The organism is Agrobacterium sp. CGMCC 11546 (assembly GCF_013365515.1).
Lineage (GTDB): Bacteria > Pseudomonadota > Alphaproteobacteria > Rhizobiales > Rhizobiaceae > Agrobacterium > Agrobacterium fabrum.
On record NZ_CP047387.1, the window covers coordinates 2,375,535 to 2,390,000 of the forward strand.

At 56.9% G+C, this 14,466-nt stretch carries 9 protein-coding genes, 1 tRNA gene, 2 rRNA genes and 2 pseudogenes (1 of these 14 cut by a window edge); 2 read left to right on the forward strand and 12 right to left on the reverse strand.

Features of this window, described 5'->3' with window-relative positions:
• The first annotated feature begins 139 nt into the window (after nt 1–139).
• Nucleotides 140–2,176 carry an NADH:flavin oxidoreductase gene (locus tag GSF67_RS11870; protein ID WP_006312168.1) on the forward strand — a complete coding sequence of 679 codons (2,037 nt, stop codon included), beginning with the start codon at nt 140–142 and terminating at the stop codon, nt 2,174–2,176.
• A gap of 21 nt (nt 2,177–2,197) precedes the next feature.
• On the opposite strand, the pseudogene GSF67_RS11875 reads toward GSF67_RS11870, so the two are convergent.
• From GSF67_RS11875 to GSF67_RS11910, 8 genes and pseudogenes are all read right to left on the reverse strand, one after another.
• A pseudogene (locus tag GSF67_RS11875) lies at nt 2,198–2,572 on the reverse strand (formyltransferase family protein); the annotation flags it as partial.
• A 63-nt stretch (nt 2,573–2,635) separates the two neighbouring features.
• Entirely contained in the window at nt 2,636–4,315 is a 1,680-nt protein-coding gene (locus GSF67_RS11880; protein ID WP_006313958.1) for a dihydroxyacetone kinase subunit DhaK, read from the reverse strand.
• 11 nt (nt 4,316–4,326) lie between these two features.
• Nucleotides 4,327–5,322 (reverse strand): ABC transporter ATP-binding protein, encoded by a 996-nt coding sequence (locus GSF67_RS11885; RefSeq protein ID WP_006313957.1) that lies wholly within the window; start codon nt 5,320–5,322, stop codon nt 4,327–4,329.
• Complete coding sequence (locus GSF67_RS11890) at nt 5,315–6,412, reverse strand: ABC transporter ATP-binding protein (protein WP_006313955.1); 1,098 nt, start codon at nt 6,410–6,412, stop codon at nt 5,315–5,317. The genes GSF67_RS11885 and GSF67_RS11890 overlap by 8 nt, the downstream gene beginning before the upstream one ends.
• Nucleotides 6,413–6,416: 4 nt before the next feature.
• The gene (locus GSF67_RS11895) at nt 6,417–6,605 is read right to left on the reverse strand and encodes a hypothetical protein (protein WP_006313954.1); all 189 of its coding nucleotides are present in this window, start codon (nt 6,603–6,605) and stop codon (nt 6,417–6,419) included.
• Nucleotides 6,602–7,543, reverse strand: coding sequence for a carbohydrate ABC transporter permease (locus GSF67_RS11900; protein ID WP_006313953.1), 942 nt, complete (start codon nt 7,541–7,543; stop codon nt 6,602–6,604). Before GSF67_RS11900 ends, GSF67_RS11895 begins: the two co-directional genes overlap by 4 nt.
• Nucleotides 7,540–8,487, reverse strand: a complete 948-nt coding sequence (locus GSF67_RS11905; protein WP_006313951.1) for a carbohydrate ABC transporter permease — start codon at nt 8,485–8,487, stop codon at nt 7,540–7,542. Before GSF67_RS11905 ends, GSF67_RS11900 begins: the two co-directional genes overlap by 4 nt.
• Nucleotides 8,488–8,586: 99 nt before the next feature.
• The gene (locus tag GSF67_RS11910) at nt 8,587–9,921 is read right to left on the reverse strand and encodes an ABC transporter substrate-binding protein (RefSeq protein ID WP_006313950.1); all 1,335 of its coding nucleotides are present in this window, start codon (nt 9,919–9,921) and stop codon (nt 8,587–8,589) included.
• 247 nt (nt 9,922–10,168) lie between these two features.
• Here GSF67_RS11910 and GSF67_RS11915 point away from each other — a divergent pair, with 247 nt between their 5' ends.
• A complete protein-coding gene (locus GSF67_RS11915) occupies nt 10,169–11,191 on the forward strand; it encodes a LacI family DNA-binding transcriptional regulator (RefSeq protein WP_006313949.1) in 1,023 nt (340 codons plus the stop codon).
• 890 nt (nt 11,192–12,081) lie between these two features.
• Here GSF67_RS11915 and GSF67_RS11920 read toward each other — a convergent pair.
• From GSF67_RS11920 to GSF67_RS11935, 4 genes and pseudogenes are all read right to left on the reverse strand, one after another.
• Nucleotides 12,082–12,240, reverse strand: a pseudogene (locus tag GSF67_RS11920) (IS3 family transposase); the annotation flags it as partial.
• A gap of 178 nt (nt 12,241–12,418) precedes the next feature.
• Nucleotides 12,419–12,495, reverse strand: a tRNA-Met gene (locus GSF67_RS11925).
• A gap of 241 nt (nt 12,496–12,736) precedes the next feature.
• Nucleotides 12,737–12,851: ribosomal RNA gene (gene rrf, locus GSF67_RS11930) — 5S ribosomal RNA — on the reverse strand.
• 283 nt (nt 12,852–13,134) lie between these two features.
• Nucleotides 13,135–14,466 (reverse strand): 23S ribosomal RNA (locus tag GSF67_RS11935); it runs 1,477 nt beyond the window's last position.

The following is a 14,466-nucleotide window of genomic DNA, read 5'->3' on the forward strand; positions in this document are numbered from 1 at the left end:
TTTCCTATCAAATCGGCCCAGGCGCGACAAGGTGAATGTCCAGCTATGTCGAAGTGATAAACACCTGTGTTTTCTTAATTGACACGTATGTACATTCCCGCTTAGCCTCCTCCCATGAAACGTCTGTGGAGCATGGCGTATGTCGAATGATCCCCTTCTTCAGCCCTACCAGCTGAAACACCTCACCCTGCGAAACCGCATCATCGTCACCTCGCATGAGCCCGCCTATCCCGAGGATGGCATGCCGAAGGGGCGCTACCGCGCCTATACGGTGGAGCGGGCAAAAGGCGGTGTCGCCTTGACGATGACGGCGGGCTCCGCCGCCGTCTCCCGGGACAGCCCGCCCGTCTTCAACAATCTGCTCGCCTACAAGGATGAAATCGTTCCCTGGATCAGGGAAATGACCGACGCCGTGCATGAACAGGGTGCGGCAATCATGATCCAGCTGACCCATCTCGGCCGTCGCACCCGCTGGGACAAGGGCGACTGGCTGCCGGTGCTCGCCCCCTCCCACCAGCGGGAGGCGGCACACCGCGCCTTCCCGAAGAAGATCGAGGATTGGGATATCGAGCGCGTCATCAAGGACTTCGCCGATGCCGCGGAACGCATGAAGGCCGGCGGCATGGACGGGGTGGAGCTGGAGGCCTATGGCCATCTCATCGACCAGTTCGTCTCCCCGCTGACCAACGAGCTTGACGGACCCTATGGCGGCTCGCTGGACAACCGCATGCGTTTCTGTTTCGACGTCTTCAAGGCGATGCGAAAACGCGTGGGCGACGATTTCATCCTTGGGATCCGTTATACCGCCGATGAATGTCTCGAGGGCGGCACGGGCAAGGCAGAGGGTCTCGAAATCTCCAGACGGCTGAGGGACAGCGGCCTGATCGACTATCTCAACGTCATCAGGGGCCATATCGACACAGACCCCGGCCTGACCGACGTCATTCCCATTCAGGGCATGGCCAATGCGCCACATCTCGATTTTGCCGGCGAAATCCGCGCGGCAACCCAATTCCCGACCTTCCATGCCGCCAAAATCCAGGACGTCGCAACCGCCCGCCATGCGATCGCCTCCGGCAAGGTGGACATGGTCGGCATGACGCGGGCGCACATGACCGACCCGCATATCGTGCGCAAGATCATGGAAAAACGGGAGGAGGATATTCGCCCCTGCGTCGGTGCCAATTATTGTCTCGACCGTATCTACCAGGGCGGTCTCGCCTTCTGCATCCACAATGCGGCGACCGGCCGTGAAGAAACCATGCCGCACGAGATCACCAAAGCGGCGCAGCGCCTCAAGGTGGTCATCGTCGGCGCCGGTCCGGCCGGGCTTGAGGCAGCGCGTGTCTGCGCCGAACGCGGCCATGACGTTGTCGTCTTCGAGGCTGCGAACGATGCCGGCGGCCAGATACGCCTGACCGCTCAAAGCGAGCGCCGCCGCGAAATGATAGGCATTATCGACTGGCGCATGAGCCAGTGCGAAAGGCTCGGCGTCACCTTCCATTTCAATAGCTGGGCGGAAGCCGACACGGTCCTTTCGGAAAACCCCGACGTGGTCATCATCGCCACCGGCGGATTGCCGCATACCGACTTGCTTTCAAAGGGCAACGACCTTGTCGTTTCCGCCTGGGACATCATTTCCGGTGACGTCAAACCGGGCACGAATGTGCTGGTCTTCGACGATGCCGGCGATCATGCCGGCCTGCAGGCCGCCGAATGTCTGGCAAAGGCGGGCGCGAAGGTCGAGATCATGACGCCGGACCGCGCCTTCGCGCCTGAAGTCATGGCCATGAACCTCGTTCCCTATATGCGCGCGCTGCAGAAACTCGATGTCACCTTCACCGTTACCTACCGGCTGGAAGCGGCGGAAAGAAACGGCAACCAGCTCATCGCCCATGTCGGCAGCGATTATGGCGGCGTGGCCAAATCAAGGAACGTGGACCAGATCGTCGTCAATCACGGCACGGTGCCGCTGGACGAGCTCTATTTCGAGCTGAAACCCGGCTCGAAAAACCTTGGCGAAACCTCCTACGACGCTCTGCTTGCGGGAGCGGCCCAGACAGTCGAACGCAACCCGGCCGGCACATACAGGCTCTTCCGGATCGGCGATGCCGTGGCCGCACGCAACACCCATGCGGCGATCTACGATGCGCTGCGTCTGGCAAAGGACATCTGAGACAGATGTCCCGGATCAGGTGATCGGGCCTTCGTCGAGATCGCCGGTGACATAATGCGCCGTTGCACCGATCAGCTTCACGCCGCGCTCATAGGCCTGCTTGTAGGGGTTGGCGCCCTTGAAGCTCGGCAGGAAGGAGTGGTGGATATTGATGATCTTGCCAGACATCTTGCGGCACATCTCGTCGGAAAGCACCTGCATGTAGCGGGCCAGCACGACGAGTTCCGTGCCGCTGGTCTCAATCAGGTCCATCAGCTGAGCTTCGGCCTTCGGCTTGTTCTCCTTCGTCACCTTGATGTGGTGGAAGGGGATGTCGTGATTGACCACCACCTTCTGGTAATCGAAATGGTTGGAAACGACGCCGACGATATCGATCGGCAACGCGCCGATCTTCCAGCTGCCTTCCAAGCCGGGCAAGCGTTCCGCACCATGTTCACGTGTGAAGTCAATGAACTCCACTCAGCCTCTCACTCGCACCGCGGCAGATTGTTCGCCGGTGGACTGGGCTTCGAAATCAGGCCGAACGGCCAGGTATTCGAACAGGCGGGCGACGGCTTCTGCGCCGGGATCCACATGACCTTCGAGTTGCTTGGCATTGACATAAGCAGCGCGGCCGGCCTTGGCATGGAGCAGCGTGGCCGTCAGGTTTGCTCCCGCGCGCGCCGCTTCGGCTGCAGGTGCAAAGCCTTGTTCAAGCGCATCCAGCGCTGGCGAGAGAGCATCAACCATTGTCCGATCGCCAAGACGCGCACCGCCGATCTCCTGCATTCGCGACAGGCCGGCCTTCAGCGCGTCACGCATGGTCAGCCCGCTCGAAGCGCCATCCCCGGCCGCAGCAAAGAAGATAGCGAGGAGGACCCCCGACGATCCGCCCATGGTCTGGCTGAGCTCCTGGCCCATTGCTCGGAAGAGCTGCGTGTGATCGGAAAGTGGAAGGCGGTCGAGCGCACCGATGAGCGCGCGCGCAGCACCTGCCAGTGTCGAGCCGGTGTCCCCGTCACCAGACTTTGCGTCAAGGGCATTCAGATCCTTTTCTGCCTCGATGAGGAGCAGGCAGCAATCATTGAGGAACTGACGGGTGGCTTTGTGCTGGGAAGGAACAGGTGCTATCGGCGTCAAACCGTCAGGCAGGGGAAGGATCGAAACCGGTTTGACGGGTGTAAGACCTGGCCATGCCGGCAAGGCCACCGGCGCAGAGAGGCAATCCAGTTCAGCCTTTTCCGCGGGAAATACCGAAATCGAAAATCCCTGCATGTCGAGCGATGTCATCATCGGTGCCGGACCGATGATGTGCGAAATCTTTGTGCCGATCATAGATTTGATGAGTTCATGAACAACGACCGACATTTCAAGGATCGACGTGCCGCCAAGGTTGTTGACGAGGGCCACATGAGGTTTCTCGGGCATAGACGTAGCGAGACGCTCAACCATCGCGGCAACAGCGCCCTTCGCACCCGAATATCCAATCTGCTCTGCGCCGGCTTCGCCGTGAATACCCAGACCAAGCTCGGCATACCCCTCGGAGATTCGGTTCTCCTTGGGAGAGCCGGGCACGGTGCATGTGTCGAGCGATATGCCGATCGAGGCAGTATTTTCGATCACGCGGCTTGCGGCCTTGGTAACGGCGTCCAGATCCGCACTGCGTTCGGCCAGGGCACCCGCGATCTTGTGGACGAGAAGCGTTCCTGCCACCCCGCGAGCCTGTGGGAGTTCGGGCAGCGCGATGTCGTCGTCGACGATAACCATACTGACGTTCAAGCCGTAAGCGCGTGCGCGTTCGGCCGCCAGCCCGAAGTTAAGCCGATCGCCAGTATAGTTTTTCACGATGAGGAGGCAGCCAGCCGGGCCGGTGACCGCCAGTATCCCGGCGAGGATCGCATCGACGCTTGGTGAGGCGAAAACATCGCCGCAGATGGCTGCAGTTAGCATTCCCTTGCCGATAAATCCGGCATGTGCAGGCTCATGCCCCGATCCACCGCCCGAGACGAGGGCCACTTTGCCCTTGTCCCAATCGGATCGGACGATGACGCGGATGTGCGGATATCCATCCAGTCGGCTAAGTGCACCGCCAGACGCGGCTAACACGCCTTCCAACGCTTCCGTGACTGCATTTTCCTTGCTGTTGAGGAATTGTGACATTCTTGCCTCCCTTAAACTAAACGCGTGCCGGCCGCGTCGAAGTAGAGCGGCTTGATTGGCTGGATCCTGATGGTTTCGCCGGCCTTGAGCTTAGTGTGGGCGTCGGTGACGGTGATCAGGGTGTGTTGCCTGAACATAAGATGCAGGCGGGTCTGATCGCCGAGATGTTCGACACGGATTACCGTTGCATCCTGGCCATCCCCCTGATCGATATGTTCCGGTCGCAACCCCATCGACTTTGCCCTGGCAGGCGCGCCGGGGAATAGTTCGGCAGGAACCACGTTAATGCGCGGCTGTCCGAGCCGAGTGGCGGCATAGATGCTGACGGGCTGTTCGTAGATTTCCCGTGGAGAGCCGAACTGGACCATCCTGCCTTCGTGCAATACGCCCACATGCGTTGCCATCGTCATCGCCTCGACCTGATCGTGAGTGACATAGAGCAGCGTCGCGCCGGATTTGGCCTGGATGTTCTTGAGTTCGATGCGCAGATCGGCGCGAAGCTTGGCATCCAGCGAACTCAAAGGCTCATCCATCAGGTAAATCTGCGGATTTCGGACGAGCGCTCGTCCGATCGACACGCGCTGCATCTCACCACCGGAAAGCGCAGTCGCTTTGTTGTCGAGCTTGTGGGATATCTGGAGGATTTCCGCGATTGCGCTCACTTTCTCGTCGATTATGTTTTGCGGCGTCTTCAGCAACGGCGACTTCAGGGGAAATTCCAGGTTCTGGCGCACCGAAAAATGCGGATAGAGCGAATATTGCTGGAACACCATTGCGATGTTGCGCTGCGCTGGAGTTAACCCTCGCATCGATCGCCCGCCGATCATGATGTTGCCATTGTCGGGGGTGTCGAGCCCGGAAACCATTCGCAATGTCGTCGTCTTGCCGGCCCCCGTCGGACCGAGAAGGACCACAAACGATCCGTCGGGGATAACCATCGAGACGTCATCCAGCGCACTATGGCCGCCGAATGATTTGCTGACGTTCTTCAGAATCACCTCAGCCACGGCGCAGCACTCCTCTGTTCGCCTCGGAAACAAGTGCATTCCCGGTTATCGAATCGAAGACCGTCAGCGTCCTTGCATCGAAGTCCAGGCCGATCAGTTCGTCGATACGTGCGGATTGGTTTGAAGGGGTTCGAGCCTTGATCTCGCCATGCGGCGTATCGATCGTAACGATCTGTGTTGTGCCGAGATATTCGACGGCGACAACCCGGCCGCGATAGATCGAATTGTCGTCAAACCTGACATGTTCAGGTCTGACGCCGACTGCCAGCTTCCCCAGACGTTCTTCACGAGATTCCGGCACCTTGACCTTGTGCCCGGAAAGTGTGACGAAGTTGCCTCCAGTTGCAATCGACCCTTCGAATTCCAGGAAGTTCATCGGCGGCGAACCGATAAATTTCGCGACAAATTTGGTTGCGGGCCAGTCGTAGATCTGCTGGGGCGTGCCGAACTGCTCGACAACCCCGTGATTCATTACCACGATCCTGTCGCCCATCTGCATGGCTTCCAGCTGGTCATGGGTGACATAAACAGTGGTCGCTTCCATGCGGTCATGTAGAGCCCGCAACTCTTCTGCCATGTGTTCGCGGAACTCCGCGTCAAGAGCGCCGAGCGGCTCGTCCATGAAGAAGGCCTTGGGATTGCGCACGATCGCGCGGCCGAGCGCCACGCGCTGCCTGTCACCGCCGGAAAGGCCGCCGACGGGCTTGTCGAGGATGTTCTCGATCCTGAGGATCTTTGCCACTTCCGCAATGCGGGATGTGACCTCTGCCCTCCTCATGCCTTGGCTCACCAGCGGATAGGAAATGTTCTTGCGAACGTTCATGTGCGGATAGAGAGCGAACATCTGGAAGACGAAGGCAATGTCGCGTTCGCTCGCCCGCTTCATGCCCACCTCTTCGCCACCGATGAAGATTTCACCGCTGGTGGGGAGCTCGAGGCCAGCCATCATGCGGAGTGTCGTGGTCTTGCCGCATCCGGACGGACCGAGAAGCATGAAGAACTCACCATCCTCGACAGTGAAGGTGGAGGACTTCACCGCGTTGAACGCCCCGAAATCCTTGCGCACATTCTGAATTCTGATCTGTGCCATGGGTTCACTCCGGGAAATGGCTGACGATAATGAACATCACCGTGCCCACCAGCGTCACGAGGAAAGAATAAGAGTAGACCAACAAGGACAGGGGCTGCATCAGCATGACGACGCCAAGCGCGATCAGGGCGGAGGCCAGCATTTCCCATGCGTCGCGGCGCAGGCGGAACAGTCGATTGAAAAAGGTGGTCATTTGCGTACCGCTCCGAAGGTGATGCCGCGCAGCAGATGTTTACGAAGCAGGATTGTGAAGACCATGACCGGCACCAGGAAGATGGTGGCACCGGCAGCGACGGCTGGCCAGTCCTGGCCGCTGACGCCGATGATAGTCGGGATGAACGGCGGGGCGGTCTGGGCGTTTCCTGACGTCAGCAGCACGGCAAATGCGTACTCGTTCCATGCGAAGATCAGGCAGAAGATCGCAGTCGAAGCGATACCGGTGACGGCCTGAGGCAGAACGACCTTGTAGAAGGCCTGGAAGCGCGTGTAGCCGTCGATGAGTGCCGCCTCTTCGTATTCGATCGGGATTTCATCGATGAAGCCCTTGAGCAACCAGACCGAAAGCGACAGGTTGACCGCCGTGTAAAGCAGGATCATCCCGGCATGGGTATCGCTCAACCCCAAGGAGCGGAACATTAGGAAGATCGGGATCGCTACCGCAATCGGCGGCATCATCCGCGTCGAAAGAATGAAGAAAAGAAGATCGTCCTTCAGCGGCACTTTAAAGCGGGAGAAGGCGTAGGCTGCCGCCGTGCCGAGTGCGATACAAAGAACGGTCGAACTGAACGCGATGATGACTGAGTTTGTAAACCGCTCGGTAAAACGCGACGCACCCGTGATGACAACTCCCTCCTTGCGAACCAGCTTGTCATACCAGGTCGTCGGTTCTCCGAGGGCCTTGATCTGGTCTTGCGGAATGCGGGTACGGGTTGTGAAGAGATTGACATATCCTTCGACCGTCGGCTCGAAGATCATCTTCGGCGGATAGGCGATCGCGTCTTCGGGCGACTTGAACCCCGTCCCGATGATCCACAACAATGGAAGGAGGGTGATTGCGGCATAGAGGACAACCAGAATACCGGCAAACCATTTCTGACGCACTGATGGCTCCGTTACGGAATAGCTGCTCATCTCTGTTTCACCTTGTTCAGTGCTTTGACATAGATCGACGCTAGGCCGAAGACGGTGACAAATAGAATGACGGCGTAGGCGGATGCGTAGCCGGTACGCCATTGCTCAAAGGCGGCGCGCTTCAGGTTGATCGAGGTCAGTTCCGTGATCGATCCCGGGCCGCCGCCCGTCAGTTGCACCACGAGGTCGAACATCTTGAAGTTCTCGATGCCGCGGAAGAGGACAGCGAGCATCAGAAACGGCAGCACCATTGGAACTGTAATGGTCCAGAACTGGCGCCATTTGCTTGCACGGTCGCACTCAGCGGCCTCGTAGATGCTACTCGGGATCGAGCGTAGACCGGCAAGGCAAATCAATATCACGAAAGGCGTCCACATCCACGTATCGACGATGACGATAGCCCACGGCGCCAGGGATGTGCTGGCAATCATCGAGAAACTGGAAGGATCGTTTCCGGTCAGAAAGCCGACCACATAGTTGAACAGTCCGATTTGCGGCTGGTATAAGAAGGTCCAGAAGTTGCCGACGACCGCCGGGCTCAGCATCATCGGAAGTACGATGATCGTTGTCCAAAGGTCATTGCCGCGGAATTTCTTGTTAATCAGATAAGCAAGCGAGAAACCAATCAGTACCTGCAGGACAATGGTCCAGATCAGAAAATGCGCGGTCGCCTGCATGCTCTGCCAGATATCGTTGTCAGTCAGGATGCTGATGTAGTTGCGCAGGCCGACGAACTCCACCGGCGCGTTGGGCCGATTGACCCTGATATTCGTGAAACTTAGCCTAATCGTCCAGATCAGTGGAAAGATATTGACGGCAAGCAGCAACACGATCGACGGTACTATAAAAAGCCAGGCTATAGCGCGATCAGATAAGCCCCTGACGCGCGCCGCGATTGCGGGCGGAGTCGCGCTGGCGATCCGATCGATCGGTGATTGGAGCATGTCCGTCTCCTTGGTATGAAGTTGGTGGTAATCAGGCCGGCTCGCTACGCCTAGCCGGCCTGCGCGACGCTCACAGCAGGGAGGAAACGTTCGTGAACGTCAGTATTTACCTTCGTCCTCGAATACGGACTTCCAGTCCTTGGCAAGGCCATCAAGAGCTTTTTGCGCGGTGCCCTGATTTGCGACGACATAGTCGTGGAAACGCTTCTGGGACGCTTGGAGGAGAGAGGCGTAAGAGGGCTCTGCCCAAAAGTCCTTCACGATCGCCATCGAATCGAGGAATGGCTTCGCGTATGGTTGGCTGGAGGCGAAGCTCGGATCTTCTACCACGGCCCGCAGAGCCGAATAGCCGCCAAGCTTCCACCACTTCTGCTGGATCTCGGGCTGGCCGAACCACTTGATGTAATCGAGTGCTTCCTTCTGCTTCTCGGACGCCGCGACGACCGAAATGCCCTGGCCGCCGAGTTGGGCAAACTGCACCCCCTTCGGGCCGGCGGGATTTGGGAAGTAGCCTGACCTTTCACCACCAACATTGGGGTCGACATTGATGCCCGGCCAGGTGAAGGTAAAGTTCATCTGCAGCGCGACCTGGCCAGACTTATAGGCATCGACGTCCTGAGTCATGTAGGCGTCGGAATGACCAGGCGGTGTGCAGCAGTCGTAGAGTTTCTTGTACTCTTCAAGCCCCGCAACCGCATCCGGTGAGTTCACGAAACCATCAAGATCATAGGGCTTGTTCGGATTCTGATATTCGAAACCATAGCTGTAGAGTGCGTTCATCGCGCCCATGGTGATGCCTTCGGAGCCACGTTCTGTATAGATCGCCGCGCCATAAACCTTCTTGCCGTCGATTTCACGGCCCTGGAAAAACGCGCCGATATCAACGACCTCGTCCCAGTTTTTCGGGACCGCAAGATCACGGCCATACTTCTTCTTAAACTCGGCCTGAAGCTCGGGACGTGCGAACCAGTCTTTCCGGTAAGTCCACCCGACGACATCGCCGAAGGCGGGCATTGCCCAATAGTTAGGCGTATTCTTCGGCCACTCCGCGTATCCGACGACCGTTGCCGGAACGAAGTCTGCCATCCTTATTCCTTCTTTTTCGAAGAAATCGTTGAGCTTCACGTATTGGCCGTTCTCGGCTGCCCCGCCGATCCACTGACTGTCGCCGATCAAGAGATCGCAGAGTTTGCCGCCAGAATTCAGTTCGTTGAGCATGCGGTCTGCGAAATTCGGCCACGGCACGAATTCGAAGCGCATCTTGTTGCCGCTTTTCGCCTCGAAGTCCTTGCTAAGTTCGACAAGGGCATTGGCGGGATCCCATGCCGCCCAGCACAAAGTGAGATCAGCTGCCTGCGCATGAGAAGCCGTTGCCATGGAGACAGCAGCGTACGCCCCGGCAGCGAGTGCCGAGTTCATCAAAAGGGACTTCATGTATGTTCCTCCCGTTGACCCCTCGACCTCCATCGAGAGGGTTAAACTGAATGGGCAGCAAAGTATGAAAACCGGTTACTGCCAAGTTGAACGACCAGGTTGACGTTTTCATTCCCTCGCCGTCGCGCATTATTAATAACTGAGGTGCGGACCTCAAAGCAAGCAAATTTTGAGGTGCGCACATCAATTGTTGCAATTTCCGATATTTTAGAGGAAATGTGGCTTACTTGAATCGATTGGAGCCAGCATGCGGCCAACAGCGAAAGATCTTGCAGAAGCGGCCGGCGTCAGTCTTGCGACCGTTGACCGCGTCCTGAACGAACGGCCGAACGTCAGCAAGAAGGCGGCGCGCCGAGTCCACGAGGCTATCGAGAGAATAGGATTTGTTCCCAATCCCGCTGCAGTAAGCCTGGCGCGTAACAAGAACTACCGGTTCCGGTTCGTGCTGCCGAAGGCAGGCGATCTTTATCTACAGGAACTTCTGGAGCGCGTGAAGGAATCCAAGGCGGCTCTAAAAGGCGATCTGACAGAAGTCGATTACGTGCAGATTCCGACAAACGACGCTCATGGGGTGGCAAAGTATCTTGCCGAACTCGGTGAGGACGAGCTCGATGGGGTCGCTTTGATGGCTCCCGAGTCGCCACAGGTTCGCGATGCGGTGGGGCGGCTTCTCGAAAGAAATATCAAGGTCGTCCAGTTCCTGTCGGGGCAGGAGAAACTGCCTGCAGCCGATTTCGTAGGTGTGGACAACTTTGCGGCCGGCGCAACTGCCGGCAGGTTGATCGGCACGTTTGTCTCCCGAACACCCGGCAAGGTCATGGTCATCGCCGATACGATGCAATCACTGGATAGCATCCAACGGCGCCACGGCTTTGACAGCGTAATAAACGAGCAGTTTCAATACCTTAGGCCACTCCCTTCCATAGAGACCCATGCTGACGAAAAACGAGCTCAACAGATCATTGGCCGTGTACTTGAAAACAACAGGGATGTTATCGCCGTCTACGTGCTGAGTTCAGAGGCACGCGCACCACTGACGGCAACTGCGGCCTACGTCGACCTCGTCAACCTTGCCGTCGTCGTCCACGAGCGAACCCCCTTCAGTGAGGAAGCACTACGGGACAACCGTATCGATGCCGTGATCGGCCAAGATCCCGGACATGCCGTGCGCAGCGCTATCCGCATCATGCGGGCACGCGCGGATGCGAAGGAGCCGTTGGCAGCACAAGAGAAGATAAGGATCGAGGTTCTTATCAAGGAGAATCTCTAAACCATCGTCCATACTATAATCCAACATCCATTTTTTGAGGTGCGCACCTCATATGCAGGCTCATCGGGTCAGAAGCGTGACCTCGAGAAAGACGTTTCCTCGTGCGTTCAAGGCATGGATCGGTCTAGTTTTCAAACAGCTAATTTCTCCACCGTGCCTGTACCGGTCTTATAGGAAAACCTTTTCAACTTGGCCCATCTTCTGCGAGGCGTGCATCACCGTCACAATCTTAATATCGTGCTTCACCCGATACAGGACGATGCAGAAAATGCCAGCACGCACGATCTCCAGCGTACCTTTGGTCCGCCCAAGCCGCCCCCGTGACGGACTGACCTGACGTGTTTGCCAACGACCTTGGCCACGTCCCCATCACTGGCGAATTCGCCACGATCGGCTTCGGCTAATCCAGCCTCAATCTCCGGCAAGCTGCTAAGCCTCAGGATCAACGAAGTCTTCGATGGCCCACGCTGCCATACCTTGGTTCGTCAACGTTCATAATGCTCATGATATCTAACTTTCTTGTTTTAAAAACTGTCCGACCAACGCGCTGTCAAAATGGCCGGGAAAAGGGAGCTGTTCCTTATATTGGCCCGCCAAGCGGGCTGACAAATCGACAAGCGATTTGTGGCGACACCCATTCGGGTGTCTCTACCGGACCGTGGGATCTCGCGGTTGTCTCGGTAGGGCGGCGGTCCCGCCGCCCTCTGCACCTGGCGTGCCCGATTAGGCCTCTTGGCTTTACGGGAATTGATAACCGACGTAGGTCGTCTTGATGTGGACGGCGTAGAATTATTTCAATCATTTCGACGCTGGTGCGGCAATTTTTGGCAATCGCATAAATATGAGCACCTTCCATCAATCGTATACAAATTGACCTTGCCCCCAAAGTTTTATCCAGTTTTGAGTTTGCTCCAGCGGTCTTGGGTTGTTGTACTCGCGGCGGTAGCGGCGGGTTGCGGTGCGGATCCATTCCGGCTGCGCAGCATCGCATCACGTCGCAGATTGATTGTCTGAGCGAACTCGGCAGGTATCAACCAGCCAAGGCGTGAGGGTCATCGTGTGAACCACAAGCGGCTCTTCCTGCTTTATCGGGAAGAGAAGCTGATTTCGGGGATTAGAGCAGAGCAAAATCGGAACATCCTTGCTCTGAGGGTTGTTACCGTTCCTGGAGGAACGCAAAAAGGGCTCCGAGTTTCCTCGAAGCCTTTTGATATTGGGTTTAAATTTTGGTTGCGGGGGCAGGATTTGAACCTGCGGCCTTCAGGTTATGAGCCTGACGAGCTACCGGGCTGCTCCACCCCGCGTCCAGCGCATTCGGCAAGGCCGAATGTCGCGGTTACGTCGTTGCTTTAGCGACGACGGATCTTTGCCGGAGATAAATTGCGGAGCAATTTATCTCCTGTAAGGGGCGCACATGATTTTGTACGCCATTTCATTTTGTTTAAAGCTCTGCCTTAAACGACGAAAGGCCGCTTGGATAGCGGCCCTTGGTGTCGGCTGGGCCGAGGTATGTGAGTTGAGAAGATTTTGAGTTGCGTTTTGCAGACCTGGCAGCGACCTACTCTCCCGCGTCTTGAGACGAAGTACCATTGGCGCTGGGGCGTTTCACGGCCGTGTTCGGAATGGGAACGGGTGCAGCCGCCCCGCGATAACCACCAGGTCGGCAAAACGCAACATTGTTCATGTTTTCACATGGACTGTTGTTTTCGAGAAGCTGGGTGGCGATGCCACTTTTTATCTTAATTACACGTCTTACTTGACCTGTCCGCATTCTACCTTTGCTCAACAGTGAGCATAGCAGCCATACAGACCAGAGGTCGTCGCGCCTTCCGGTTTTTGCTCTCAAGCAAAATACCTGTGGCGCGGCCCGTCCGGAGCCCATCGGGCGTCAGGACAGAAGAATGATGTCATCGAACTTTGTTCGATGAACATAATCAATGGGAACGAAGAAGTCGATCGAGCTATTAGTAACGGTAAGCTTCACACATTGCTGTGCTTCCACACCCGTCCTATCAACGTGGTCGTCTTCCACGGCTCTGATAGGGAACACTCGTTTTCAGGTTGGTTTCCCGCTTAGATGCCTTCAGCGGTTATCCATTCCGTATATAGCTACTCTGCTATGCCCTTGGCAGGACAACAGATCCACCAGAGATACGTCCATCCCGGTCCTCTCGTACTAGGGACAGATCCTGTCAATATTCCTACACCCACGGCAGATAGGGACCGAACTGTCTCACGACGTTCTGAACCCAACTCACGTACCGCTTTAAATGGCGAACAGCCATACCCTTGGGACCTGCTCCAGCCCCAGGATGCGATGAGTCGACATCGAGGTGCCAAACAACCCCGTCGATATGGACTCTTGGGGGTCATCAGCCTGTTATCCCCGGCGTACCTTTTATCCGTTGAGCGATGGCCCTTCCACACGGGACCACCGGATCACTATGACCGACTTTCGTCTCTGCTCGACTTGTCAGTCTCGCAGTCAGGCGGGCTTATGCCATTGCACTCGACGACCGATTTCCGACCGGTCTGAGCCCACCATCGCGCGCCTCCGTTACTCTTTCGGAGGCGACCGCCCCAGTCAAACTACCCACCATACACTGTCCCGGATCCGGATAACGGACCGCGGTTAGACATCCACGAAGATAAGGGTGGTATTTCAAGGATGGCTCCACACGAACTGGCGTCCATGCTTCAAAGCCTACCACCTATCCTACACATGCCTTGGCGAATGCCAGTGTAAAGCTATAGTAAAGGTGCACGGGGTCTTTCCGTCTGACCGCAGGAACCCCGCATCTTCACGGGGAATTCAATTTCACTGAGTCTATGTTGGAGACAGCGGGGAAGTCGTTACGCCATTCGTGCAGGTCGGAACTTACCCGACAAGGAATTTCGCTACCTTAGGACCGTTATAGTTACGGCCGCCGTTTACTGGGGCTTCAGTTCAGAGCTTGCACCCCTCCCTTTAACCTTCCAGCACCGGGCAGGCGTCAGACCCTATACGTCGTATTGCTACTTCGCAGAGCCCTGTGTTTTTGATAAACAGTCGCTACCCCCTGGTCTGTGCCACCCCATCATACTTGCGTACAAAAGGGTCACGCTTCTTCCGAAGTTACGCGTGCAATTTGCCGAGTTCCTTCAACATAGTTCTCTCAAGCGCCTTGGTATACTCTACCTGACCACCTGTGTCGGTTTCGGGTACGGTCTATACGGTGGAGCTATTTCCTGGAACCTCTTCGCCGCACATTCAATCCAATAAGAATGTACAACAC

What these genes read in the sequence shown, in the direction of transcription:
- GSF67_RS11900 (WP_006313953.1), bottom strand. Translation starts at nt 7,543, where the DNA reads ATGAGCAGCTATTCCGTAACGGAGCCATCAGTGCGTCAGAAATGGTTT.
- GSF67_RS11870 (WP_006312168.1), top strand. Translation starts at nt 140, where the DNA reads ATGTCGAATGATCCCCTTCTTCAGCCCTACCAGCTGAAACACCTCACC.
- GSF67_RS11880 (WP_006313958.1), bottom strand. Translation starts at nt 4,315, where the DNA reads ATGTCACAATTCCTCAACAGCAAGGAAAATGCAGTCACGGAAGCGTTG.
- GSF67_RS11895 (WP_006313954.1), bottom strand. Translation starts at nt 6,605, where the DNA reads ATGACCACCTTTTTCAATCGACTGTTCCGCCTGCGCCGCGACGCATGG.
- GSF67_RS11915 (WP_006313949.1), top strand. Translation starts at nt 10,169, where the DNA reads ATGCGGCCAACAGCGAAAGATCTTGCAGAAGCGGCCGGCGTCAGTCTT.
- GSF67_RS11905 (WP_006313951.1), bottom strand. Translation starts at nt 8,487, where the DNA reads ATGCTCCAATCACCGATCGATCGGATCGCCAGCGCGACTCCGCCCGCA.
- GSF67_RS11890 (WP_006313955.1), bottom strand. Translation starts at nt 6,412, where the DNA reads ATGGCACAGATCAGAATTCAGAATGTGCGCAAGGATTTCGGGGCGTTC.
- GSF67_RS11910 (WP_006313950.1), bottom strand. Translation starts at nt 9,921, where the DNA reads ATGAAGTCCCTTTTGATGAACTCGGCACTCGCTGCCGGGGCGTACGCT.